The organism is Streptomyces mirabilis (assembly GCF_018310535.1).
Classification (GTDB): domain Bacteria; phylum Actinomycetota; class Actinomycetes; order Streptomycetales; family Streptomycetaceae; genus Streptomyces.
On sequence record NZ_CP074102.1, the window covers coordinates 3,723,865 to 3,749,714 of the forward strand.

The following is a 25,850-nucleotide window of genomic DNA, read 5'->3' on the forward strand; positions in this document are numbered from 1 at the left end:
GCCGCGTCCATTGTGCGGGGCACCACTGACAACAGGTCCCCGGCACCGCTCCACGAACCACGAACCACGAACCTCGAACCACGGCCAGACAGCGGTGCCGCCGCTCTCAGCGGCCGCTCTCAAGAGCGGCTCCCGACAGCGGCTCAGCGACGGCGGCGACCGCCCCGTCCCTCGCTCCCGTCGCCCTGCTCGTCGTCGTCACGCGGGCCCAGCAGTTCGTCCGCCAGGGTCGGGAGATCGTCGAGCGGGGTTTCCTCCGCCCAGTCGGAACGGGGGCGGCGGCGCGGTGCGCCCTCGGCATTGACCTGGGGCAGCTCGCGCGTACGGTCACCGGCCCTCTCGGGCCGGGGCTCGGGCCGCTCGTCCCGGAAGAACCCCGGAGGCACTCGGTCCGCGGGATCACCCGCACCGGCATCCGCACCGGCGTCCGGGGCGGCACCCGCGCCCCCGTCGCGTACCGGAGGAAGCACCGCCGTCTCGTCGGCCGCGCCCGGAACCACCGGCGGCAGCACGGTCGTCTCGTCCGCGGCCCCCGGAACCACCGGCGGGAGCACGGCCGTCTTCTCGGCCGCTTCCTCGGGCACGGGCGGCTTCGGCAGCTTGGCCGTCTCCTCCGAGTCGGAACGGGAACCCTCGCGGCTCTCTCCGGAGCGCACGGGCCGCAGCACCGTCGTCTCGTCCACCGAGCCGCCCGAGGTGCTCGGTGGCGTCACGACCGGCGTGGGAACCGTCGTCTCGTTGTCGGCCACGGGACCCGCGGCCGTCGACTCGCCAGAACCCACAGGTGCCGAAGCGGAAGGAGAAGCCGACGCAGGAGCTGAAGCAGAAGCCGCAGCCGAAGCAGAAGCAGAAGCGGACGTCGAAGCCGCCGTGGCCGCGGCCGCCGCCGCTGCCGCTGCCGCCGTCTCCGTCGCGGCCCGTCGCGCCTCCTCGGCCCGCAGCAGCGCCTCCTCGGCCTTGCGCTGCTTCTCCAGACGGCGCTCCTCGGCCTCGGCCCGCAGCCGTGCCTGCTCCTCGGCCAGCCTGCGCAGCCGGTCCTGCTCGGCGGCCTGGGCCTGCTCCTCGGCCAGCAGCCGCGCCCGCTCCTCCTCGGCCCGGCGGCGGGCCTCCTCGGCGCGCTGTCGGGCCTCCTCCGCCTGGCGCTCGGCCTCGCGCCGCTGAGCCTCCTCCAGCTCGCGCTGCTTGCGCTCCTCTTCCTCCGCACGCAGCCGGGCGAGCTGTTCCTGGCGCTCGCGCTCCAGTCGCTCTTCCTCGGCCTTGCGGGCGGCCTCTTCCTCGGCCTTGCGCCGGGCCTCCTCCTCGGCCGCCTTGCGTGCCTCCTCCTGGGCCTTCACCTCGGCCTCGGAGAGGGGCAGCATCACGTCGAGCCGGTGCCGGACGACGGTGGTGACCGCCTCGGGCTCCTGGGCGGCGTCGACGACCAGGTACCGGCCCGGGTCGGCGGCGGCCAGCGTCAGGAAACCGGACCGCACGCGCGTGTGGAACTCGACCGGCTCCGACTCCAGCCGGTCGGGCGCCTCCGTGAAGCGCTCACGCGCCGCCTCCGGGGAGACGTCGAGGAGCACCGTCAGATGCGGCACCAGTCCGTTGGTCGCCCATCGGTTGATGCGGGCGATCTCGGTCGGGGACAGGTCCCGGCCGGCTCCCTGGTAGGCCACCGACGAGTCGATGTAGCGGTCGGAGATGACGACGGCGCCCCGCTCCAGCGCGGGCCGCACCACCGTGTCCACGTGCTCGGCGCGGTCGGCGGCGTACAGCAGTGCCTCCGCGCGGTGCGACAGGCCCGCCGACGACACGTCCAGCAGGATCGACCGCAGCCGCTTGCCGACCGGCGTGGCGCCCGGCTCGCGGGTCACCACGACCTCGTGGCCCTTCGCGCGGATCCACTCCGCGAGCGCTTCCGCCTGCGTCGACTTCCCGGCCCCGTCGCCGCCCTCCAGGGCGATGAAGAACCCGTTCGCGGTGGGATTCTGCACCGGGTCGTCGCCGCCGCGCAGCGCGTCCAGCAGGTCGTGCCGCAGCGGCACTCCGGAGCGGTCGTCGACCTTGGCGAGCACCAGGGCGGCGACCGGCAGCAGCAGGGCACCCACCAGCATCAGCGTGAAGGCGGCGCCTCCGTGCGCGAACACGAACTTGCCGTTCTCGAGGCGGTGTGGGCCGATCGCCGCGGCCACCACCGGCGCCAGCAGGGCGCCGAGCGCCACGGAGACCCGTACGACCGCGTGCAGGTGTTCCGTCGTACGCGCCCGCCGGTACTCCTCGGTCTCCTGGTCGAGCAGCGCGTGCCCGGTGTTCGCGGCGACGCCCGCGCCGACGCCCGCGAGGGCGGCGATCAGCAACACCGTGGTGACGTCCGGGACCAGACCGGCGGCCAGCAGCGCGATCCCGGTGAAGGCGATCGCCAGCGAGAGCAGCCTGCGCCGCGACAACGACGGCAGCACGGAGGGGGCCGTCCGGATGCCGATGACGACAGCCCCGGTCAGCGCCAGCACCAGCAGGCCGTACGTGACCGGTCCGCCGCCCAGGTCCTTGGCCTGCAGCACGGAGACGGCGACGGCGGCCGCGACCGCCGCGGCGACGGCCGCGCAGGCGAGCACCAGGAGCGGGATCGCGCCGGTACGGCCCTTGTCGACGCCCGTGCCCGTCTTGGGGCGGCGCAGGCCCTCCAGGGGCGAGCGCGCACGCGGGGTGCGGGTGTCGGGCAGTTCGAGGAATGTGAGCACCGAGAGCGAGGCGGCGAACAGTCCGGCGGCGACGTACGAGGCGAGCGCACCCTGGTGCTGGTCGAACCAGGCGATCCCGGCACCCAGCAGGTTGCTGACGAGCGACACCACGACGAGCGTGGCGGCCGCGATCGGCACCGCCACGAAGGCCGTACGCAGTGACAGGCGCCGCAGCGCGTCCAGGTGGTCCGGCAGCGGGCGTACGGTGGCGCCCTCCAGCGGCGGCGCGGGCAGCAGCGCGGGCGCCGCGCTCTCCCGGCACACCGTCCAGAAGCGCTCGGCGACGCCGGTCACGAAGGCGAGGACGAGGAGGGCGGCGAGTGCGTTGTCCGGGGTCCAGTCGATCCACAGGGGCGCGAGGAGCATGAGCACGGCGCGCAGTCCGTCGGCTCCGACCATGGTCCAGCGCCGGTCGAGCGGCCCCTCCTGGGACGTCAGCGAGGTGAGCGGCCCAAGGAGTACGGCTCCGAAGAGCAGCGTGGCCAGAATGCGTGCCCCGAAGACGGCCGCCACGGCCAGGGCGACCCCGCGGTAGCCACCGCCGAAGGAACCCTCCGCGATCGCCGCCTGAAGGACGAGGATGACCAGCACGAGCAGGGCCAGGGTGTCGCCGACACCGCCCACCAGGTGGGCGCTCCACAACCGTTTCAGCTGAGGTCGGCGCAGCAACGCGCGGACGGCGCGCTCGCGGGAATCTGCGACCAGGGCGTCGTCGGGGGCCGGAGTGGGGGCCGTTGGGTGCTCGGCTCGCGTCATCCTGCAAGCCTATCCGGCCCCACTGACTGCCCGTAGGGGTGCCCGAACATGTGGACGCCCCCACACCGAAAGGTGTAGGGGCGTCCACATCTGAATCTGGCAGAGGCCACGAGACCTGACAGCGGCCGTGAGCCCGGACCTCAGTTCTCCGAAGCCGCCGTCTTCTTGGCGACGGTCTTCTTGGCCGGAGCCTTCTTGGCAGCCGTCTTCGAAGTCGTCGTCTTCTTCGCGGCGGTCTTCTTGGCGGGGGCCTTCTTGGTCGCCGTCTTCTTGGCGGCGGCCTTCTTCGCGGTCTTCTTGGCGGGAGCCTTGGCGCGCTTCTCCGCCAGCAGCTCGTAGCCGCGCTCCGGAGTGATCTCCTCGACGCTGTCGGCGGAGCGCAGGGTCGCGTTGGTCTCGCCGTCGGTCACGTACGGCCCGAAACGGCCGTCCTTGACCACGACGGGCTTCCCGCTGACCGGGTCCTCGCCCAGCTCCTTGAGCGGCGGCTTGGCGGCCGCGCGCCCGCGCTGCTTGGGCTGGGAGTAGATCTCCAGCGCCTCTTCGAGGGTGATGGTGAAGAGCTGGTCCTCGGACTGCAGGGAGCGCGAGTCCGTGCCCTTCTTCAGGTACGGCCCGTAGCGCCCGTTCTGCGCGGTGATCTCCACGCCCTCGGCATCCTTGCCGACGACGCGCGGCAGGGACATCAGTTTGAGGGCGTCGCCGAGCGTCACCGTGTCCAGCGACATCGACTTGAAGAGTGAGGCGGTACGCGGCTTGACGGCGTTCTTGCCCGTCTTCGGGGTGCCCTCGGGGAGCACCTCGGTGACGTACGGGCCGTAGCGGCCGTCCCTGGCGATGATCTGGTGGCCCGACTCCGGATCCGTACCGAGCTCGAAGTCTCCGCTCGGCTTGGCGAGCAGCTCCTCCGCGAGCTCGATGCTCAGCTCGTCCGGGGCCAGGTCCTCGGGCACGTCCGCGCGCTGGTGGTTCTCGGAGTCCTTCTCGCCGCGCTCGATGTACGGGCCGTAGCGGCCCACACGCAGCACGATGCCCTCGCCGACCGGGAAGGACGACACCTCGCGGGCGTCGATGGCGCCCAGGTCGGTGACGAGCTCCTTGAGGCCGCCCAGGTGGTCCCCGTCGCCGTTGCCGGCCTCGGCTGCGCCCGCGGCATCGCCCTCGCCGAAGTAGAACCGCTTGAGCCACGGCACGGCCTGCGCCTCGCCCCGCGCGATGCGGTCGAGGTCGTCCTCCATCTTGGCCGTGAAGTCGTAGTCGACGAGCCGCCCGAAGTGCTTCTCCAGGAGGTTGACCACGGCGAAGGACAGGAAGGACGGCACGAGTGCCGTGCCCTTCTTGAACACGTATCCGCGGTCGAGGATCGTGCCGATGATCGACGCGTACGTCGACGGGCGGCCGATCTCGCGCTCTTCGAGCTCCTTGACCAGCGACGCCTCGGTGTAGCGGGCCGGGGGCTTGGTGGCGTGCCCGTCGACCGTGATCTCCTCGGCGGACAGCGGGTCGCCCTCGTTGACCTGCGGGAGACGACGCTCACGGTCGTCGAGCTCGGCGTTCGGGTCGTCCGCGCCTTCGACGTACGCCTTCAGGAAGCCGTGGAAGGTGATCGTCTTGCCGGACGCGCTGAACTCGGCGTCGCGGCCGTCGGAGGCCGTGCCCGCGATCTTCACGGTGACGGAGTTGCCGACCGCGTCCTTCATCTGGGAGGCGACGGTCCGCTTCCAGATCAGCTCGTACAACTTGAACTGGTCGCCGGTCAGGCCCGTCTCGGCCGGGGTGCGGAAACGATCACCCGAGGGACGGATCGCCTCGTGCGCCTCCTGCGCGTTCTTGACCTTCCCGGCGTACGTCCGCGGCTGGGCCGGCAGGTAGTCGGCACCGTAGAGCTGCGTGACCTGGGCGCGGGCGGCGGAGATCGCCGTTTCCGAGAGGGTCGTGGAGTCCGTACGCATGTACGTGATGAAGCCGTTCTCGTACAGCTTCTGGGCCACCTGCATGGTGGCCTTCGCGCCGAAGCCCAGCTTGCGCGAGGCCTCCTGCTGGAGGGTCGTCGTGCGGAACGGCGCGTACGGCGAGCGGCGGTACGGCTTGGACTCGACCGAGCGGACCGCGAAGTTCGTGTTCTCCAGGGCGGCGGCCAGCGCACGGGCGCTGGTCTCGTCCAAGTGCAGCGTGTTCGCGCTCTTCAGCTGACCGAGCGAGTCGAAGTCGCGGCCCTGGGCGACGCGCTTGCCGTCGACCGTGGTGAGGCGGGCGACCAGGTTGGACGGGTCGCTGGCGTCACCGGCGCGGCCGGTGAGGAAGGTGCCGGTCAGGTCCCAGTACTCGGCGGAGCGGAAGGCGATGCGCTCGCGCTCCCGCTCGACGACGAGCCGGGTCGCTACGGACTGCACACGGCCCGCCGACAGCCGCGGCATGACCTTCTTCCACAGGACCGGCGAGACCTCGTAGCCATAGAGGCGGTCGAGGATGCGGCGGGTCTCCTGGGCGTCGACGAGCTTCTGGTTGAGCTCGCGCGGGTTGGCGACGGCGGCCTGGATCGCGGCCTTGGTGATCTCGTGGAAGACCATCCGCTTGACCGGGACCTTGGGCTTGAGCACTTCCTGGAGGTGCCACGCGATGGCCTCGCCCTCGCGGTCCTCATCGGTGGCGAGGTAGAGCTCGTCGGAGTCGCGCAGCAGGTCCTTGAGCTTCTTGACCTGGGCCTTCTTGTCGGCGTTGACCACATAGATGGGCTGGAAGTCGTGCTCGACGTCCACGCCGAGGCGGCGCACCTCGCCGGTGTACTCCTCGGGCACCTCCGCGGCACCGTTGGGGAGGTCGCGGATGTGCCCGACGCTCGCTTCGACGACATAGCCGGGGCCGAGATAGCCCTTGATCGTCTTCGCCTTGGCAGGCGACTCGACGATGACGAGTCGGCGGCCGCCGTGTGCGGTGTCGCTGGTCGGGGACAACTTCGCTCTTCTCTCCGGTCGACGCAGGGGGTCTCCCCAGTCCTTGGTCCCGGGGGTCGGGTCATGCTGACGCTGCGGAGTGTGACGGTACATCCCGCCCCCGTGTCAAACGGGAAAAGCCCGCAACGGCCACTCGAACGGTAACCCGACTACCGCCATTCCTGCCGCCCGGAGTGTCCAGCAGCCCTTTCGGGCCTATCCGGAGCGTGACCTCTCAGTTACCGGAGACCCACCTCTCACGCGCGCGTAAAACACCACATCCCCAGTGCCAGCGCACCCGCTCCGGCGACGCCGGCGAGCGTCGCCGATGCGACGCGGTTCACACCGACGGCGACGGGCTCGCCGTGTCGCACCCGCACCGCGATCCAGACCAGCAGCCCGCCTCCGAACAGGGCGAACACCGTCCCCACGAAGATCGCTGGTCCGCTTTCCATTGATATGTCCTTCCACTCCGGAGCCCCAGGGTGGGGAGGCTGCCACTCCCCGGAAGCCGACGTGCGAACCTGCGGTGAACACCGGGAAGACGGCGCACCATGGACCGCTCAGACCGTGGCGGGGCCGGATATCCGCTCGCTCGTCCGCGTGCCGTCGACCCGTCTCACGGTGCACACGACTTTGCTGAAACCTTGATTCCACTCCTCCTCACTGGCCAGCCAACCGGAGACGGTGTGCTCCGTGTCGGGCGCCCAACTCGACGCGAACTTGTTGGTACAGAGCTTGCCTCCCTGGGCGAGGGCCTTCTTGTAGTCCATGCCCGCCGCGGCCTGCGCGGTGCCGATCACCTGGTCGGTATGCGGCTCGCCGCAGTCCGCCAGGTGAGCATCGAAGCTCTTGTCCTTCTCCGCGTAGTTCCAGCAGTCCCCGGCGCCCATCTGAGTGGGCCACAGATTCACGCCCGCGTCCCGGAACCGCCCCACCTCGCCGCCTATCGCGACATGCCGTCCGAGCACGAGACATGCCGTTCCGCCCTTGGCCGCGCCGAACCCGTCCTTCGTCGGTACGACGGCGTAGACACCCGCGTCGGGCAGGGCGTCGGCCGTCGCCGTGCTCTGGCTGGTGCAGCGCTGCGCGCCATGGGCGAGGGCGTCGGCGTAGTCGTCGGCCGTGTCGACGGCCACGACCTGGCCGTCCGGCCAGTCCTTGGCGCAGTTCACGACGCCCAGGTTGAGCGCCGACTTGAAGGTGGGCCCCGACCAGACCGCCTTCACACAGTCCCCGGCCTGCAACGGCTTGGTGAGGCCCACCTGTTCGCCGTACGGATACACCAGCCCCGTCGGTCCCGACGGCGGACTCCCTGTGGGGCGCTTCTTCGCGGTCGTACCCTTCGTGCCCCCCTCGCCACCGGTGAGTGAGACGGCGGCCCAGGTGCCGCCGACGACCACCAGGAGGACGCCCACGACGAGGGCGACGACGGGGAGCAGGGGCCTCTTGCGGCGCGCGGGCGGTCGGGGCGGGCCGACCGTGGATTGGGTGGGCGCGCCGGTCCCGGCGTACGGATTCCACTCGTACGCGCCACTGGGAGTGGACGGGCGCCAAGGGCCGTACGGCGGCGGGGCACCGCAGGCCGGTCCGAGCGGGCCACCGGGGGTGGCCGGGCCGCCGGGTGGAGTGTGCGGGGTGTTGGGGTTGTGCGGGGTGCTGGGGGTCTTCGGGTTGTGCGGGGTCGGCGGCGCGCCTGAGGTCTGCGGGACGCCTGCAGTCTGCGAGACACCGGGGATCTGCGGGACGCCTGGAGTCTGCGGAACGCCGGGGATCTGCGGGGCACCCGGGTGCTGCGGGGTTCCCGGAGGCGAGCCCGTGACATACCCGGGTGGCGCCCCGGCGAGGAACCCGGGCGGTGCCCCGTCGGCATACCCGGGCGACGCCCCCGCGACGTACCCCGACGGTAGCCCCGCGGGATACCCCGACGGTGGCCCGAACACCCCACCCGCCGCCGCCTGCACCACCCGCTCAAGCCCCCGCGCGACCGCCTCCGGCGACGACCGCCGCAATGGGTCCTTGACGAGCAGTCCGTGCAGCACGGAGGTCAGTTCACCGGCGCGGACGGGCGGGGTGGGCTCCTCACCGAGCAGGGCCGTCAAGGTCGCGAACTGACCCGGCCGGTCGAAGGGGCCGCGGCCCTCGACGGCGGCGTACAACGTGGCGCCGAGGGAGAAGAGGTCCGCGGCCGGGGTGGGCGGCTCGCCGCGGGCGCGCTCGGGGGCGAGATAGCCGGGCGTGCCGAGGATGCCGGCGGTGGCGGTGAGCCGGGGCTCGCGGGACTCGGGCTGGAGCGCGATCCCGTAGTCGGTGAGCAGTACGCGCGCGTAGGGATCGCCCGAAGAGTCGGGCGCCAGAAGGATGTTGGCTGGTTTCACATCCCTGTGGAGGATCCCGATCCGATGCCCCGCGGAGAGCGCGTCGAGGACGGCCAGCCCGATCCGGGCGGCCCGGGCGGGCGGCAGCGGTCCCGACTGCCTTACGACCGCCTGCAGATCGACCGCGTCCGGCACGTACTCCATGACGATCCATGGCAGTCCCTCGTGCACCACCACGTCGTGCACGGTGGCCACATGGGGATGCCCGCGCAGCCGCGCCGCGTGCCGGGCCTCACTGCGCGCCCGGGCGACGCGCTGCCCATGCTCCGCCGCACCCATCGGCACGTCCGGCAGCGTGATCTCCTTCATGGAGACCTCGCAGGCCAACTCCGCGTCGTACGCGAGCCACACCCTGCCCATGCCGCCCGCGCCGAGCGTCCGCAGCAGCCGGTACCGGCCGCCGATGATCCTGCTCTCGCCCTGATCCGGCGTCTCCCCCGCCATGGCGCCTCCCCCGAGACAGCGCGCCTCCCCCGAGGACGCATGGAGCTTGTCTCTTGAAGGTAGCTTCGCACGCACCACTGACAGGAGCCCTTTTACCGACTAATCCTGATCAATGTTGCCCAATCCCGTCAGAACAGGCACATGCGACTCAGCCCTTCACTCCGCGGGCTCGAGGAACCCCTGCTCCACCAGCAGCCGGATCTGCGCGGGCGTCCGGTCACGCAGCAACACCGGGTCCTCGCCGACCAATTGGGCGATGGCGTCCAGGATCCGCCCGGCGCTCAGCGTGCCGTCGCACACGCCCGCGAAGCCCGCGCCGACCGTGTCCACCTTGGTGGCCCGACGCATCCCGCGGTGCTGGCGCAGCACCACGTGCTCCGGGTCCTCGGCGCCGGGCAGCCCGACCTGCTCCTGGACGACCTCGGCCACGAGCCTGAAGTGCCCGGCGAGCAGGGCCGCGTCGTCGCTCGCCCGCAGGTAGTCGACGCGGTCGAAGTGCGCGCGCACGGTCTCGCCGAGCGGCTGCTCGATGGAGTGCGGCCACTCCTCGACCGTGATGGACGGCTCGGCGGCCGCCGTTCTGCGCAGCGTGATCCATCCGAAGCCGACGGCCTTGACCTTGCGGGCCTCGAACTCGTCCAGCCAGGCGTCGTACCGCGCCTGGTACTCGGCGGGGTCGTCGCGGTGGTCGCCCGCGTCGCGCAGCCACAACTCCGCGTACTGCGTGACGTCCTGCACCTCGCGCTGCACGATCCAGGCGTCACAGCCGCGCGGCACCCAGGAGCGCAGCCGGTCCTGCCACTCCTCGCCCTCCACGTGCTGCCAGTTGGCCAGGAACTGCGCGTACCCCCCGTCGCTGAGCCGGTCTCCCGCCTGCTGAACGAGCGTGCGGCACAGATCGTCCCCGCCCATCCCGCCGTCGCGGTAGGTGAGCCGGGCGCCGGGCGAGATCACGAAGGGCGGGTTCGAGACGATCAGGTCGTACGTCTCGTCGTCCGCGATCGGTTCGAAGAGGGAGCCCTCACGCAGATCGGCCGCCGGGGCACCGGAGATCGCCAGAGTGAGCGCGGTGATGTGCAGAGCGCGCGGGTTGAGGTCGGTCGCGGTCACGCGCGTGGCGTGCTGCGCGGCGTGCAGGGCCTGGATCCCGGAGCCGGTGCCGAGGTCGAGCGCGGAGGAGACGGGCGTACGGACGGTGATGCCGGCCAGGGTCGTGGACGCGCCGCCCACACCGAGGACGACGCCCTCCTCGCGGCTGCCGATGCCGCCCGCGCCGCCGACGGCACACCCCAGGTCGGACACGATGAACCAGTCCTCGCCGCCGGGCCCGCCGTACGGCCGGATGTCCACGGTCGCGGCGATCTCGTCCGCGCCCGCCCGGGTCAGCCAGCCGCTCGCCAGGCAGTCCTCCACCGGCAGCACGTCCGCCACGCGCGCGTGCGGCACGGGCTGCTGGAGCAGGAACAGTCGTACGAGCGTCTCCAGCGGTGCGTCCCCGCGGGTCGCCCGGAGCGCGGGCACGGTCTCGCTGCGCGCCAGCGCCGCGTACGCGGGGGCGCCGAGCAGGTCGAGCAGGCCGTCGGCGGTGAAGGAGGCGCCGAGCAGGGCGTCCCGCAGCCGAGCGGCGACGTCGACGCGGTCGGACGAGGGCAACGGTGACAGGCTGGTGTGACTCACGTCCCCCATTGTGTCCGTTCCCGCCGAAAGGGACGCACACCTGTGGACAGAGCCCGTGCCGATGTGGACAAGCCCGCACGAGGAGTCGTGGGGGCTTGCGCCGGGAGCCGCGGGCCATGCGACGTCGGGAGTCGTGGGCTTGCGCCGAGAGCCGTAGGGCATGCGCCACGGGCCCGGTACGCGCGCGTACCGGGCTCTTTCCGGGTGACGGGGCGGATCCCGCTCTGGGGTCGCTCCGCGGTCGTTCTCCGGGGGTCAGCCCTGGGTGGTCGCCGGCGAGGCGGACGCGGAGGCGGACTTGCAGCTCACCTGCTTGGCCATCGCCTTGCCGACGTCGCCCGCTTCGAGCTCCTTCAGGGCGTCGGTCCCGGTCTTGCTGAGCTTCTCCAGCTGCTTGGCGACACCGTCGAGACCGTCCGCGAACTTCGCCTGGTCCTTCGTGTTCAGCGCGTCGGACTGCTTCCCCAGATCGGCGTAGGAGGCGGAGAGGGCGTTGAGCTCCTTGACCGCGTTCTCCTGCTTGGTCTTGCCGCTGTCCACGTCCGGCGGGCCGGCCTTCTCGATGGCGGCCGCCATCGCCTTGTAGGCGTCGGAGATGTCCTGGAAGCCCTTGGAGTCGGCCTTCTGCACGTCCGCCGGTGCGCTCTGGTCCGTGGTCTCCTTCTGGATCGCGGTGTTGGCGGCCGCGATCTTCTGGACCTGCGGCTGCACCGCGTCACAGACCTGCTTGGCCCAGGGGTCCAGCTTGTCGTCCTTGCTACTACTACCGCTGCTGCATGCCGACAGCGCCAGCACCAGTACCGCACCGCCGGACAGTGCGGCCGTGAGCTTCTTGTTCACCGGATTGGTCCCTTCCGTGGCTCTCGGCCCCGGAACTTACACGCCGCATGGGTGTCACCTCCATGGCAAATTTCCGATTTATTCTCTATTGCAGCCATTTGCTCCACGCGAGAGAAGGCTCACGACACAGGTGTGAACACACACCAACGACGGGCGGGCGGCACGTCGCTGCGTGCCGCCCGCCCGTGGGGACCTGCCCAAAGACCCGAACGCTACGAAACCACCGCGGCGTCGTGAGACTTGGACACTCGTTCCGCGTTGTCTTCGTCACCCACGGCGATCCCGCGCCGCTTGGAGATATACACCGCGCCCACGATCACGAGGATCGAGAGCACCGCGATCAGGATGCGCATACCGAGGTTCTTGTCGTCGCCGTACGAGAACTTCACGACCGCGGGTGCGATCAGCAGCGCCACCAGGTTCATCACCTTGAGGAGCGGGTTGATCGCGGGGCCCGCGGTGTCCTTGAAGGGGTCGCCGACGGTGTCGCCGATCACCGTGGCGGCATGGGCCTCGCTGCCCTTGCCGCCGTGGTGGCCGTCCTCGACGAGTTTCTTCGCGTTGTCCCACGCACCTCCGGAGTTGGCGAGGAAGACCGCCATCAGCGTGCCGGTGCCGATCGCGCCCGCCAGATACGAACCGAGCGCGCCGACGCCGAGCGTGAAGCCGATGGCGATGGGCGCCAGGACGGCGAGCAGACCCGGAGTGGCCAACTCCCGCAGGGCGTCCTTGGTGCAGATGTCGACGACCCGCCCGTACTCCGGCTTCTCGGTGTAGTCCATGATCCCGGGGTGCTCGCGGAACTGCCGCCGCACCTCGTAGACCACGGCCCCCGCGGACCGTGAGACAGCGTTGATCGCCAACCCCGAGAACAGGAAGACGACCGCCGCGCCCGCGATCAGGCCCACCAGGTTGTTGGGCTGCGAGATGTCCATCATCAGGTTCAGCGGCGCGCCGGGCCCGGAGACCTTCTCGCCCACGTCGTTCGCGGCCGTGAGGATCGCGTCCCGGTACGAGCCGAAGAGCGCCGAGGCCGCGAGGACGGCCGTGGCGATGGCGATGCCCTTGGTGATGGCCTTGGTGGTGTTGCCCACGGCGTCCAGGTCGGTGAGCACCTGGGCACCCGCGCCCGCCACGTCGCCGGACATCTCGGCGATGCCCTGCGCGTTGTCGGAGACCGGACCGAAGGTGTCCATGGCGACGATGACGCCGACCGTGGTGAGCAGACCGGTTCCGGCGAGCGCCACCGCGAACAGCGCCAGGATGATCGACGTACCGCCGAGCAGGAAGGCCCCGTAGACACCGAGGCCGATCAGCAGGGCGGTGTAGACGGCCGATTCCAGACCGATGGAGATACCGGCCAGGACGACGGTGGCCGCGCCGGTGAGCGAGCTCTTGCCGATGTCCCGTACGGGACGACGGGTGGTCTCGGTGAAGTAGCCGGTCAGCTGCTGAATGAGGGCGGCGAGCACGATGCCGATGGCCACCGCGACGACCGCGAGGATCCGCGGGTCGCCGTCCTTGGCCCTGATCGCCGCGTCCGTGACGCCGTCGAGGTCGGCGTACTTCCCCGGCAGGTAGACGAAGACGGCCGCCGCCACCAGCACCAACGAGATCACCGCGGAGATGAAGAAGCCGCGGTTGATCGCGGACATGCCGCTGCGGTCGGAGCGCCGGGGTGCCACCGCGAAGATGCCGACCATCGCGGTGAGGACGCCGATCGCGGGCACGATCAGCGGGAAGGCGAGCCCGGCGTCGCCGAACGCCGCCTTGCCGAGGATCAGCGCGGCGACGAGCGTGACGGCGTACGACTCGAAGAGGTCCGCGGCCATGCCGGCGCAGTCGCCGACGTTGTCGCCCACGTTGTCAGCGATGGTCGCGGCATTGCGCGGATCGTCCTCCGGAATGCCCTGCTCGACCTTGCCGACCAGGTCGGCGCCGACGTCGGCGGCCTTGGTGAAGATGCCGCCGCCGACACGCATGAACATGGCGATCAGCGCCGCGCCGAGACCAAAGCCCTCCAGGACCTTCGGCGCGTCGGCCGCGTACACCAGCACCACACAGGAGGCGCCCAGCAGACCGAGCCCCACCGTGAACATGCCGACGACGCCGCCGGTACGAAAAGCGATCTTCATGGCTTTGTGCGAGACGGCGGTGAGATCCTTTTCGGGTTCACCCTCGGCCGGAGTCGCTTCCCTTGCCGCGGCGGCCACGCGGACGTTGCTGCGTACGGCGAGCCACATACCGATATAACCGGTGGTCGCCGAGAACGCCGCGCCGATCAAGAAGAAGATCGATCGTCCGGCGCGCTGATTCCAGTCGTCCGCGGGCAGCAGCATGAGCAGGAAGAACACCACGACGGCGAATACACCGAGCGTGCGCATCTGCCGTCCCAGGTAGGCGTTCGCGCCTTCCTGGATGGCCGTCGCGATCTTCTTCATGCTGTCGGTGCCCTCGCCTGCCGCGAGCACTTGCCGTACCAGCACCCCGGCGACCGCCAGGGCCGCCAGGGCCACGGCACCGATGACCATCACGATCAAGCGATTGTCATTGGTCAGTACTGCGGATGCGAAGGTTGTGGGATGGTCAAACTGATGAGGGGTAGAAAGCCCCGCCATTCGTCCTCCTTGACGCCTGTGCTGAGCTCAAGATGTGGACGGATTGTAGGTACCGGAACCTGATCAAAACAGTGCCCGGTAAGCGGAATTCGCCTTCACATGCCCATCAGCAAATGATCGACGGGCATCCATGGAACCCAAAAGAAGTAACGCCCTAAAAGCGTTGACGCTTGATCCAATAATCGCGTGATTGATCGTGAATGAATTCACGAAAAGGCCGGGCCGGACCCCGGCCGGAAGCGGGCATACAAAAAGGGCCCTGCTCAGCAGGGCCCTTCGAGTGTGTTGCGGGGGTGCGATCAGGGAACGAGCGCGGCCGGCGGCGTGGTCGGCCAGCTCATCTTGATCAGTCCACCGTGCTCGCCGGCGATGACTTCGACATCGTCGACGAGGCCACTGATGACCGCGAGGCCCATCTCGTCCTCCTCGGCATCCATGTCCGGATCACCCGAGGCACCGGGCGCCGTCTCACCGGGCGCCGAACGCGGCGCCTCGTCGCCGACCTCGATGGAGAACTGCTTCTCCTCCTCGATCAGCTTCACCTGCACCGGCGCCGAGATGCCGTTGCTCTGGTGCAGTCCGACGGCACGAGTACAGGCCTCGCCGACGGCGAGTCTGACCTCGTCGAGGACGGCCTCGTCCACTCCGGCCCTGCGCGCCACCGCCGCCGCCACCAGTCGGGCGGTCCTGACGTGCTCGGGCAGCGCGCTGAAGCGGAGTTCAACGGTGGCCATGCATCCCCCTCAACTACGGGCGTGCTGTCAGGGGGCCGGGCCGCCGAGGCCCGGTCCCCCGTCCATTGCTTCTACCGTCTCGGACGCCACATCACTCGTGAGGCCCGGGTACGGGGTCAGTCGGTGGCCGCTACCGCTTCCTCGACCGAGGTGTGGATGGGGAACACCTTGGTGAGACCGGTGATGCGGAAGATCTTCAGAATGCGCTCCTGGTTGCAGACCAGTCGCAGCGAGCCCTCATGGGCACGCACACGCTTCAGGCCGCCCACCAGCACGCCGAGCCCGGTGGAGTCGAGGAAGTCCACGCCCTCCATGTCGACGACAAGGTGAAAATTGCCGTCGTTCACCAGCTCGACCAGCTGCTCGCGCAGCTTGGGCGCGGTATATACATCGATTTCGCCACCGACCTCGACGACCGTACGATCGCCGACGGTACGGGTCGACAGGGACAGGTCCACGGATCCTCCAGCACCTTGCTATCGAGCGGTCATCCCAAGGGACACCTCGGCAGAGCCCCCGGGACGGTTCGCCAGCCGCGATGGCATTCAATCACTTACCGGCAGGCGTGCACGACGCCTTGGCCCCATTGTCCGTCACGCCAGTGACACACTCGGTGCCGATGGCCAAGAATCACCGATCCGATCGACCCTCGACGGACACCGCTTCCCGCCCCGATCCGGGCACGGTCCTTGACCGGCTCGCCTCGGGGCCGAGCCGGGCTTCGCGCATCACTCATACGGAGCACTTGCCCCCGCGGGCGGGTCGCCATGCAGTGTGGCCCGACCGGATCCGTCCGGAGGTCATCGCCGCGGTGCAGGCCGCGGGCATCGAGCACCCGTGGGCCCACCAGGCACTGGCCGCCGAGCACGCCCTGGACGGCGACTCCGTGATCGTCGCCACCGGCACCGCCTCGGGAAAGTCCCTGGCGTACCTCACACCGGTCCTGACGGCCCTCCTGGACGGCTCCGAGGCTCCGAACGGCCGGGGGGCCACCGCGCTCTATCTGGCCCCCACAAAGGCCCTTGCAGCCGATCAGCGCCGGTCGGTGAAGGAACTTTCACAACCTTTGGGCAATGCGGTTCGCCCAGCCGTGTACGACGGCGATACTCCGTTCGAGGAACGCGAGTGGGTACGGCAGTACGCCAACTACGTCCTGACCAACCCCGACATGCTGCACCGCGGGATATTGCCCTCCCACCCCCGCTGGTCCTCCTTCCTCCGCGCCCTGAAGTACGTCGTCATCGACGAGGTCCACACGTACCGCGGCGTCTTCGGCTCCCACGTGGCCCAGGTACTGCGCAGGCTGCGCCGTCTGTGCGCCCGCTACGGCTCCTCCCCGGTCTTCCTGCTGGCCTCCGCGACCGCCGCGGAGCCCTCGGTCGCCGCCCGTCGGCTGACCGGCCTCCCGGTCGTCGAGATCGCCGACGACGCCTCCCCTCGCGGCGAACTCGTGTTCGCCCTCTGGGAGCCCCCGCTCACCGAGCTGCACGGCGAGAAGGGAGCACCCGTTCGGCGTACCGCCACCGCCGAGACGGCCGACCTCCTCACCGATCTGACCCTCCAGGGCGTGCGCTCCGTCGCCTTCGTACGGTCCCGCCGCGGCGCCGAGCTGATCGCGGTGATCGCCCAGGAGCGTCTCGCCGAGATCGACCGCTCACTGGCCCGGCGCGTGGCCGCCTACCGCGGCGGCTACCTCCCCGAGGAACGTCGCGCTCTGGAGCGCGCCCTGCACTCCGGCGAACTCCTCGGCCTCGCCGCCACCACCGCCCTCGAACTCGGCGTCGACGTCTCCGGCCTGGACGCCGTCGTCATCGCCGGCTACCCGGGCACCCGGGCCTCCCTGTGGCAGCAGGCGGGCCGCGCCGGCCGCTCGGGGCAGGGCGCACTCGCCGTCCTCGTCGCCCGCGACGACCCGCTGGACACGTTCCTCGTGCACCACCCTGAGGCCCTGTTCGACCAGCCGGTGGAATCCACCGTCCTCGACCCCGACAACCCGTACGTCCTCGCTCCGCACCTGTGCGCCGCCGCCTCCGAGATCCCCCTCACCGAAGAGGATCTGGAGCTCTTCGGCCCGGCCGCCGCGGATCTGCTGCCACAGCTGGAGGCCGCGAAGCTGCTGCGCCGGCGGACGACGGCGTGGCACTGGACCCGTCGGGAGCGCGCCGCCGACCTGACCGACATCCGCGGCGAGGGCGGCAGTCCGGTACAGATCGTCGAGGCCGGGACCGGGCGCCTGCTCGGCACGGTCGACGCGGGCTCCGCGCACACCACGGTCCACGAGGGCGCGGTCCACCTCCACCAGGGCCGTACGTACCTGGTGAAGCACCTGGACCTGGAGGACTCCGTCGCCCTGGTGGAGGAGGCCAACCCGCCGTATTCAACGGTCGCCCGCGACACGACGTCCATCTCCGTCCTGGAGACGGACACCGAAGTCCCCTGGGGCGAAGGCCGGTTGTGCTACGGCTCCGTCGAAGTCACCAACCAGGTGGTCTCCTTCCTGCGTCGTCGTGTCATCACCGGTGAAGTGCTGGGCGAGTCGAAACTCGACCTCCCTCCTCGTACGCTCCGCACGCGCGCGGTGTGGTGGACGGTCACCGAGGACCAGCTGGACGCGGCCCGGATCAGCCCGGAGATCCTCGGCGGCGCCCTGCACGCCGCCGAGCACGCGTCGATCGGCATGCTCCCGCTGTTCGCCACCTGCGACCGGTGGGACATCGGCGGCGTGTCCATCCCGCTGCACCCGGACACGCTCCTGCCCACGGTCTTCGTCTACGACGGCCACCCGGGCGGCGCGGGCTTCGCGGAGCGCGCCTTCCACACCGCCCGCGCCTGGCTCACCGCCACCTGGCAGGCCATCGCATCCTGCGAGTGCGAGGCCGGCTGCCCGTCCTGCATCCAGTCCCCCAAGTGCGGCAACGGGAACGAGCCGCTGCACAAACGGGGCGCTGTGCGGCTGCTCACGGAGCTGCTGCGGGGGGCGCCGGAGGGCTAGGCCCCGGCTCCTGTGGTCTCGCGGGACCGGCTCTGGACCTGACCTCCACGTCGAAGGGTCCGGCGCCCGACGCGGCCGTGACGTCCGAGACCTCGCCCTCCACGGCGCACCGCACCAGCCGGGCCCGCTGGGCCCGCGCCACCCGGTCCGCCTGGGCGCAGGCCGCGGTGTCGCCGTCCGACCAGTGGTCCGCCGCGGCGAGCGCGGCCAGGTCGGCCGCCCCCGCCGCGCGGTGCCGGACCACGACCGCCTGTCCCATGGCCAGGACGGCCCCGAACACGACACACAGCACGGCGATCGCCCCGACGGTCCAGACGGTGGCCGATCCTCTGTCCGAGCAACGGGTCCGGTAGGTGTGCCGTCTGCTCCCAGCGGCCGTCCGCGCGACGTGACCGCGGCTCCAGACCCTCATCCCCTCACCACCCCCACCGTCTCCTCCGCCAGTGCCACGGCCTCGTCGCTCAGCTCCAGCGACAGTCCGTCCGGTCCCGGCGCGCTTGCCTTGACCGTGACCCGGACGAGGTCGCCCTCCCGGGTCACCGTGACCCTGGCGCCGCGCGGTGCCGCGCGGCGGGTCGTCGCCACCACCGTGTCCGGCGGGTCCTGGCGGGCCGCCGCCCGGGCGCCCGCCCTGGCCGCGTCCACGCACTGGATCTGCGCCGACGCGGCGAGCAGGGCCCAGACCAGCGCCATTCCGACGAGCACCAGAGAGGGCAGCACCACGGCGGCCTCGGCAGTCACAAAACCCCGGTCCCGGTCCCGGCTCCGGCTCCGGCTCCGGCTCCGGCTCCGGTCCCAACTTCGGTGCCAGGTCTGGCTCCGGTCCCGGCCCCAGCCCGCCGTCCCGCGGTCACATCGGGGCATTGAGCGCCCGCCCCACGATGTCCTGCAATTCCGCGCCGACCTGGCCACTCGTCACCACCTTGTAGAGCACCGCAGCGAAAGCCACCGCCGCGAGGACACCCACCGCGTACTCGGAGGTGACCATTCCCGCGTCCCTGCGCACCACCAGACCCAGCAGCCACGCCCGCATCCGTACGCCCACCGTCTTGCACATCTCAACCCCCGTAAGGTTCGAACCTGTTGATCGTCCGTCGTTCAGCTGATCGTCCGTTGCTCAGCCCAAGCCGTAGCCCGTCATCCGCCACCCCCTCCCAGCACCCCGTCCGCCAACCCGATCACCACGGGCAGGACGCCCATCGCGAGGAACGCGGGAAGAAAGCACAGCCCCACGGGCGCGGTGACCATGACGGCTGCCCGACGCGCCCGCGCCGTCGCGGTGCGGCCCCGCTCGGCGCGGGCCTCCATGGCGAGCCGCCCGACCGGCACGGCTGCCGGTACGCCCGACTCGCCCGCCCGTTCCAGCAGCCGCGCCAGCGCCCCCGCGCCCGGGAGCGACGCCAACCTCCGCCACGCCTCGGCCGGTTCGCCCCCGAGCCGTAGCTCCGCCGCGCCCCGCGCGAGCCGCTCCCCCACCGGTCCGCCCAGGGCCTCGCCCACCGCCTGCGCCGCGACCACGGGGTCCGCCCCCGCCGCGATACAGGCCGCGACCAGGTCTGCCGCCAGGGGGAGTTGCCGGGCAGCCAGTTCCGCGTCGAACTCCTCCACCGGCCCCGGTCTGCGCTGCCGCCACCGCCAGGTCCCGAACCCGGCCAGCAGCCCCACCACAACCCCGGCAAGACCGCCGACCAGCACCCAGCCGGCGCACACCGCGCCCGCCACCGGCAGCCACCGCCGCACGATGTCCCGGACCGCGAAGTGCCGCTTCACGGGTGTCCTCTCCAGGGCCAGCAGGTCGGTCAGCCTTCTGCGCGCCCGTCGCTCACGCCGCGCCGCACCGAGCGCCCGGGGCAGCCACCCCAGCGCGAGCGCCCCGCACACAAGCGCCCCCAGCCTGTGGACAACTTCCGTGTTCATGCCGCCTCCGCTCCCCTCACGATGCGCAGCGCCCACCACAGCCCCACGCCCTCCAGCACCCCTCCGACCACCAGACAGCCCAGGCCCGGCCCGCTGTGCAGCAGCACGTGCAGCGGATCGGCGCCCAGCGCGGTGCCGAGCAGAAGGCCCATAACGGGCAGTCCCGCGAGCATCACCGCCGTGGATCGCGATCCCGCCAATTGGGCTCTCAGGTCGGCCCGTTGGTCCCGCTCCGCACACAGAGCCCCTTCCAGGCGGTCGAGTCCCGCCGCCAGGCCCGCGCCCCGGTCCACCGCCACCCGCCAACACGCGGCGAGCCCCACCAGCCCGTCGGCCCCCGGCTGCCGTGCCGCGTCGGTGAGCGCACCCGGCACATCACCGCCGAACCGCGCCGCCGCCAGCACCACCGCCTGGGCCTCGCCGAGCCCGCCCGAGTCGCGCGCGGCTCTCCGCAGTGCCTCGCCCGGCTGATGCCCGGCCCGCACCTCGCCGGCCAGCGCCCCGCACAGGGCGATCACCGCCTCACCCCGCTGCTCCCCCGCGCGCCGCGCCTCCCCGGCCCGCCGTACTCGGCGGAGCAGCGGCATCCCGGCCGCCCCGAGGAACAGCGGCAGCACGGACGCACCCAGTACCGCGATCACCAACCCGGCGACCAGCGACCACCCTTCGGGACGCAGCCGCCCGCGCAGCCGCCGCCACTCGGCCCGCGCCCGCTCCCACGCCGGCGGTCCGGTGGCCACCACCCCGCCAGCAGCGCACAGCAGCCGCGCCCTGCGCGCGCCCGCGTCCCACCCGCCCATCAACCAGGCCGCCGCCCCGGCACACGCCATGGCCGCGCCCACCGAGATGTCACCGACCCCCGTCATCGCAGCCCACTCCCCTCGGTCCCGTCCCGGAGCAGCCCCCGCAGCCGCTCCCACCCCCGCTCGTACGCGAACGCCTCCGCGCCCCACCGCAGCGCGGGCACCGTCACCACCAGCCCCGTCGCGTCGCGCTCCAGGACATGCACCTCGGCGATCCGCCGCCGCCCGGCCCGGTCCCGTACGAGATGCAGGACCACGGACAGCGCCGCCGCCAACTGACTGTGCAGCGCCGCTCTGTCGAGCCCTGCCGCCGTGCCCAGGGCCTCCAGACGGGCCGGTACCTGCGCCGCAGCATTCGCGTGCACCGTTCCGCAGCCGCCCTCGTGGCCGGTGTTGAGCGCCGCCAGGAGCGACACGACCTCCGGTCCGCGCACCTCGCCGACCACCAGTCGGTCCGGTCGCATGCGCAGGGCCTGACGGACCAGGTCCTGCAGCGCCACGAGTCCGACGCCCTCATGATTGGCGGGCCGCCCCTCCAGGCGCACCACATGGGGATGGTCGGGCCGCAGCTCCGCCGAGTCCTCGGCCAGCACGATCCGCTCCCCGGCGCCGACCAGCCCCAGCAGCGCGCTCAGCAGGGTCGTCTTGCCGCTTCCGGTGCCGCCGCTGATCAGGAACGACAGCCGGGCGTCCAGCAGGGCTCTGAGCACCCGGTCCCCGCCGGGCGGGACTGTCCCCGCAGCCACCAACTCGTCGAGGGTGAACGCGCGCGGCCGTACGACCCGCAGCGACAGGCAGGTGGAGCCGACGGCCACCGGGGGCAGTACCGCGTGCAGTCGGGTGCCGTCCGGAAGCCGGGCATCGACCCAGGGCCGGGCGTCGTCGAGCCTTCGCCCGGCCACGGCCGCGAGGCGCTGCGCGAGGCGTCGTACGGCCGCCGCGTCCGGAAAGGAGACGCTCGTCAGTTCCAGGCCACCGCCCCGGTCCACCCACACCCGGTCCGGCGCGGACACCAGGACGTCGGTCACCGACGGGTCGGCGAGCAGCGGCTCCAGCGGCCCACTGCCGACCAGCTCGGAGCGCAACCGCTCGGCCGCGCCGAGGACTTCGGCGTCTCCGAGCACTCGCCCCTGCTCGCGCAGGGCCTGTGCCACGCGCGCGGGAGTCGGCTCCGACCCGCTCTCGGCGAGCCACTGCCGTACGCCGTCCAGCAGTCCCGTGCCGGTCCCCGTGCCCGTGCCCGCCTCCCAGCTCATACGCCCCCGCCTTCCACCGGAACCCGAGCCCAGAAGGCCGTGCAGAACCGGGCGAGCGGCCCCCGCGACGCTCCCCCGGGCGGCACACCGGTGTCTGGCGGCATGGATTCCGCGGGCACCTCGCCGACCAGCGGCAGTCCGAGCAGGCGGGCCACTTCTCGGTCGTCGAGACCCGGCGCGTAGGGGCCGCGGACCGCGACACGCAGGTCGTGCAGGACCATGCCGACCACGGACGCCACCCGTTTGGCCGCCGCGACGGCGCGCAAATCGGCGGGGACCACCAGCAGCCCGAGGTCGAGCTGGGCGAGGGCTTCCGCGACGCCTTCGTCGACGCGGCGGGGCAGGTCGACGACCACGGTGCCGCCGCGCCGTCTGGCGGCGGCCAGGACCGCGCGGACGGCCTGCGCCGGGATGGCGACGCAGTCGCCGCGGTCCCAGCTGAGGACGCGCAGCGCGTGCAGTGCGGGAAGGGACTCCTCCAGGGCGCCGCCGCCGACCCTGCCGCGGGAGGCGGCGAACGCCGGCCATCGCAGGCCTTCGGTGGCCTCTCCGCCCAGGAGTACGTCGAGTCCGCCACCCAGAGGATCCGCGTCCACGAGCAGGGTGCGGCGTCCCTCGCGCGCAGAGGTGACGGCGAGCGCGCAGGCCAGCGTGGAGGCTCCGGCCCCGCCGCGGCCGCCGATCACGCCGACGGTGAGCGCGGGGCGGCCGACTCCCTCGGCCACGTCGGCGATGCGGTCGACGAGCCACTGCTCGCCGTCCGGAAGCATCAGGACGTGGTCGGCTCCGATCTCGACAGCCCGTTTCCAGACGCCGGAGTCGTCCTGGTCCCGGCCGACCAGCACCACTCCGCGTCGGCGCGCCGCTCCGCGCACGCGCCGCGCCGCGTCGTCGCCGACCAGGACGAGCGGTGCCGCCTCCCAGCTGCCGCGCCCCTCGGGCACCCCGTGGTGGACCTCCGGCCTCGCGCCCGCCGCGGCGCACAGGCGCAGCAGGTCGTCGAGGAGTTCGGCGTCCTCCGTGACGATCAATGGTCCGCCCTGCCGCCCGTCGGCGGCGGGCGGCAGGTCGTGTGTGATGGCTCCCACCACGATCTCCAGCCCCCTTCGCTGCTCCTTGCGCGGAGCTCGCAAGGTCCTCTGCGGACCCGCGATTCCCGCTCGTGTGAAGAACCGGCAAGCGGCCTCCATATGAACGGCCGTTACGAACCGGCCAAACGCGTCCGACAAACGGAACCGGCCATGAACTTGCCGCGAGGAACTCGCCGCGAGCGGGACGCGCTGGAATCACGGTGCAGCGATCCAGAAAATCGTGTGGATCTTGGTCGATAACTGTGGACAACTCAGTGGTTGTGAATATCGCCTTCACCCATACCGGTGAGCCGCCTGTGACTTCCACAGAGCAGCCTCACAGATACGCAGAGTGACGAATCATAGGCATGCAGAGGGGGCGGCCACAGCGGAGTCCCGGGGTCGCGCGAAAGAGGGGAAAAACCCATCCGGACATGCGACGACCCCCGCCGGGGGGGAGAGCGGGGGTCGTCCCCACGGCCGACTCGGGGGGGGAGGAGTCGGACCGGGTTAGCACGGTCGCGAACGATCCGTGACTTCCATGGTGTACCCGAGAGCCCTCTCAGGCAAACCCACGCGCCCCACACTAGCCCGAATGGTGGGCGCATATGCTCGGGCTCGTGGAAAACCACTCCTTGCCTCGCACGGCAGCCTTCTTTGACCTGGACAAGACGGTCATTGCGAAGTCGAGCACGCTCACGTTCAGCAAGTCGTTCTACCAAGGCGGGCTGATCAACCGAAGGGCCGTGTTGCGCACCGCATATGCCCAGTTCGTGTTCATGGCGGGCGGCGCGGACCACGATCAGATGGAGCGGATGCGCGCATACCTGTCCGCGCTGTGCCGCGGCTGGAACGTCCAGCAGGTCAAGGAGATCGTCGCCGAGACGCTGCACGACCTGATCGACCCGATCATTTACGACGAGGCCGCCTCCCTCATCGAGGAGCACCACACCGCCGGGCGGGACGTCGTGATCGTCTCCACGTCCGGGGCAGAAGTGGTCGAGCCGATCGGAGAGCTGCTCGGCGCGGACCGAGTGGTGGCCACACGCATGGTCGTCGGCGAGGACGGCTGCTTCACCGGAGAGGTGGAGTACTACGCGTACGGGCCGACGAAAGCCGAGGCGGTCAAGGAGCTGGCCGCGTCCGAGGGGTACGACCTCGCGCGCTGCTACGCCTACAGCGACTCCGCGACCGATGTTCCGATGCTGGAGGCCGTCGGCCATCCCCATGCGGTGAATCCGGACCGTGCGCTGCGACGCGAGGCGCTTGCCCGCTCGTGGCCGATTCTGGACTTCCACCGGCCGGTCCGGCTCAAGCAGCGGCTGCCCGCGCTGTCGGTACCGCCGCGTCCAGCGCTCGTCGCGGCGGCCGCGATAGGAGCGGCGGCGGCCACGGCGGGACTCGTCTGGTACGCGAGCAAGCGGCGCGCGACGGTGGCGTGAGCGCGTCACGCGTGTGCGTGCGGCACATTTACGTCCGATTCAGTGCCATTTGAACCTAAAAGTAAAGAAGTGCAGTCAGGGGTTCCGCTTCCTCTGGACCAGGAGTAGAAAGGGGTTAACGGCCCGCGAGACCAAGGACATCCGAAAGGATCACCTTCAAACGCAACCGAAGGCCCCACGGACCGCGCATGGACATCGAGCACCCACGCGACGTCGACCCGTCGATTACGGGCCAGCCACACCAGGTGACGGGCAGGAGTTCCCGACCTGATGGGCAACATATCGAGGACGCTTGGTAACCCGGTGAGCATGCCAGCGGCGGTACGAAAACTCGTACCGCCGCAACCCTGTCCGAAGACTTACGCCGCGCCGCGCTGAAGCGCCTCGCAGACGGCTGTCGACTCCCTGGCTCCCAGTTCGATCGCCCTTCCGCAGTGGGCGATCCAGGTCGCCATGCCCCGCGGGGTGCCGGAGACATAGCCTTCCAGGGCCGCCAGATAGGCCGCGCGGCCCAGCTCGGCGTGACCGACCTCCGCCGGGCAGACGGATTTGGGGTCGAGGCCGCTGCCGACCAGGACGATGCGCTCGGCCGCGCGTGCGACCAGGCCGTTGTGGGTCCCGAAGGGGCGCAGGGCGAGCAGCTCGCCGTGCACGACGGCAGCCGTCACCAGCGCCGGGGCCGAACCACCCGCGATGATCAGCTGCGAGAGCCCTTCGAGTCGGCCGGCCACCTCGGTCGCGTCGGGCAGGGGCAGCTCGACGAGCGGCTCGTCGACCGGTTCGCCGTCCTGACGGGGCCTGCCGACGGTGTCCCCCTGGTCCGCGGCGGCGACGAGGTGCAGCCGGGCCAGCACCCGGAGGGGCGACTGCCGCCAGATGGACAGCAATTGGCCCGCCTCGGCGGTCAGCCGAAGAGCCGCGCCGACCGTCTGGGCCTCGCCGTCACCGCTGAAGTCGGTGCGCCGGCGCACCTCTTCGAGGGCCCAGTCGGCGCCGGACAGCGCCGCGGAACCACGGGCGCCCCGCAGTGCGGCCTCGGAAGTGATCTCGTTGCTGCGGCGCCGCATGATCCGGTGTCCGTAGACCCGGTCCACTGCCTTGCGGACGGACTCGACGGATTCGGCCACGCCGGGCAGCGAGCCCAGGGCCGCGAGCGGATCGGCGGTCGCGCCTGTCGTACTCATGAGTACGACCCTACGCACCCCGGCGGCCCGCCCCACGAAGGAGTGGTCTTCTTCACGTCACCGGGGCACTGTGCGCAATCATC

19 protein-coding genes are annotated in these 25,850 nt (G+C 71.3%); 2 read left to right on the forward strand and 17 right to left on the reverse strand.

Features of this window, described 5'->3' with window-relative positions; translation table 11 throughout:
• Positions 1-143: 143 nt before the first annotated feature.
• From tmk to bldG, 9 genes are all read right to left on the reverse strand, one after another.
• Positions 144-3,479 carry a dTMP kinase gene (tmk, locus tag SMIR_RS16380; protein WP_212727158.1) on the reverse strand — a complete coding sequence of 1,112 codons (3,336 nt, stop codon included), beginning with the start codon at positions 3,477-3,479 and terminating at the stop codon, positions 144-146.
• Between the two features lie 140 nt (positions 3,480-3,619).
• On the reverse strand, positions 3,620-6,433 hold the full coding sequence (topA, locus tag SMIR_RS16385) for a type I DNA topoisomerase (protein ID WP_212727159.1): 2,814 nt from the start codon (positions 6,431-6,433) through the stop codon (positions 3,620-3,622).
• 236 nt (positions 6,434-6,669) lie between these two features.
• A complete protein-coding gene (locus SMIR_RS16390; protein WP_168494167.1) occupies positions 6,670-6,867 on the reverse strand; it encodes a hypothetical protein in 198 nt (65 codons plus the stop codon).
• Between the two features lie 108 nt (positions 6,868-6,975).
• Positions 6,976-9,234 (reverse strand): serine/threonine-protein kinase, encoded by a 2,259-nt coding sequence (locus SMIR_RS16395; protein ID WP_168494165.1) that lies wholly within the window; start codon positions 9,232-9,234, stop codon positions 6,976-6,978.
• Positions 9,235-9,390: 156 nt separating this feature from the next.
• Positions 9,391-10,920: a DUF7059 domain-containing protein gene (locus tag SMIR_RS16400; RefSeq protein ID WP_422664436.1), complete on the reverse strand. Its 1,530-nt coding sequence runs from the start codon at positions 10,918-10,920 to the stop codon at positions 9,391-9,393.
• A gap of 246 nt (positions 10,921-11,166) precedes the next feature.
• On the reverse strand, positions 11,167-11,751 hold the full coding sequence (locus SMIR_RS16405) for a small secreted protein (protein ID WP_067373825.1): 585 nt from the start codon (positions 11,749-11,751) through the stop codon (positions 11,167-11,169).
• A 212-nt stretch (positions 11,752-11,963) separates the two neighbouring features.
• Positions 11,964-14,369, reverse strand: a complete 2,406-nt coding sequence (locus SMIR_RS16410; RefSeq protein ID WP_168494161.1) for a sodium-translocating pyrophosphatase — start codon at positions 14,367-14,369, stop codon at positions 11,964-11,966.
• A 299-nt stretch (positions 14,370-14,668) separates the two neighbouring features.
• Positions 14,669-15,103 (reverse strand): ATP-binding protein, encoded by a 435-nt coding sequence (locus SMIR_RS16415; protein WP_168494159.1) that lies wholly within the window; start codon positions 15,101-15,103, stop codon positions 14,669-14,671.
• Positions 15,104-15,219: 116 nt separating this feature from the next.
• Positions 15,220-15,561 (reverse strand): anti-sigma factor antagonist BldG, encoded by a 342-nt coding sequence (gene bldG, locus SMIR_RS16420; protein WP_010986038.1) that lies wholly within the window; start codon positions 15,559-15,561, stop codon positions 15,220-15,222.
• Between the two features lie 80 nt (positions 15,562-15,641).
• Here bldG and sftH point away from each other — a divergent pair, with 80 nt between their 5' ends.
• Entirely contained in the window at positions 15,642-18,095 is a 2,454-nt protein-coding gene (sftH, locus tag SMIR_RS16425; protein WP_168494156.1) for a DNA 3'-5' helicase SftH, read from the forward strand.
• On the opposite strand, the gene SMIR_RS16430 is transcribed toward sftH, so the two are convergent.
• The 7 genes from SMIR_RS16430 to ssd form a co-directional block, all read right to left on the reverse strand.
• A complete protein-coding gene (locus SMIR_RS16430; RefSeq protein ID WP_168494154.1) occupies positions 18,061-18,507 on the reverse strand; it encodes an Rv3654c family TadE-like protein in 447 nt (148 codons plus the stop codon). The genes sftH and SMIR_RS16430 overlap by 35 nt on opposite strands.
• Positions 18,504-18,836, reverse strand: coding sequence for a TadE family type IV pilus minor pilin (locus SMIR_RS16435; protein WP_248003054.1), 333 nt, complete (start codon positions 18,834-18,836; stop codon positions 18,504-18,506). The genes SMIR_RS16430 and SMIR_RS16435 overlap by 4 nt, the downstream gene beginning before the upstream one ends.
• Positions 18,837-18,945: 109 nt before the next feature.
• Positions 18,946-19,152, reverse strand: a complete 207-nt coding sequence (locus SMIR_RS16440; RefSeq protein ID WP_101399637.1) for a DUF4244 domain-containing protein — start codon at positions 19,150-19,152, stop codon at positions 18,946-18,948.
• 80 nt (positions 19,153-19,232) lie between these two features.
• Positions 19,233-20,012: a type II secretion system F family protein gene (locus tag SMIR_RS16445; RefSeq protein ID WP_212727161.1), complete on the reverse strand. Its 780-nt coding sequence runs from the start codon at positions 20,010-20,012 to the stop codon at positions 19,233-19,235.
• The gene (locus tag SMIR_RS16450; protein WP_168494150.1) at positions 20,009-20,878 is read right to left on the reverse strand and encodes a type II secretion system F family protein; all 870 of its coding nucleotides are present in this window, start codon (positions 20,876-20,878) and stop codon (positions 20,009-20,011) included. Before SMIR_RS16450 ends, SMIR_RS16445 begins: the two co-directional genes overlap by 4 nt.
• Positions 20,875-22,071: a TadA family conjugal transfer-associated ATPase gene (locus tag SMIR_RS16455; protein WP_212727162.1), complete on the reverse strand. Its 1,197-nt coding sequence runs from the start codon at positions 22,069-22,071 to the stop codon at positions 20,875-20,877. Before SMIR_RS16455 ends, SMIR_RS16450 begins: the two co-directional genes overlap by 4 nt.
• Positions 22,068-23,162: a septum site-determining protein Ssd gene (gene ssd, locus SMIR_RS16460; protein ID WP_168494146.1), complete on the reverse strand. Its 1,095-nt coding sequence runs from the start codon at positions 23,160-23,162 to the stop codon at positions 22,068-22,070. Before ssd ends, SMIR_RS16455 begins: the two co-directional genes overlap by 4 nt.
• 587 nt (positions 23,163-23,749) lie before the next feature.
• Here ssd and SMIR_RS16465 point away from each other — a divergent pair.
• Positions 23,750-24,583, forward strand: a complete 834-nt coding sequence (locus SMIR_RS16465; protein WP_168494144.1) for an HAD family hydrolase — start codon at positions 23,750-23,752, stop codon at positions 24,581-24,583.
• 359 nt (positions 24,584-24,942) lie between these two features.
• Here SMIR_RS16465 and SMIR_RS16470 read toward each other — a convergent pair whose 3' ends face one another.
• Positions 24,943-25,767: a Fic family protein gene (locus tag SMIR_RS16470; protein WP_168494142.1), complete on the reverse strand. Its 825-nt coding sequence runs from the start codon at positions 25,765-25,767 to the stop codon at positions 24,943-24,945.
• Between the last annotated feature and the right edge of the window lie 83 nt (positions 25,768-25,850).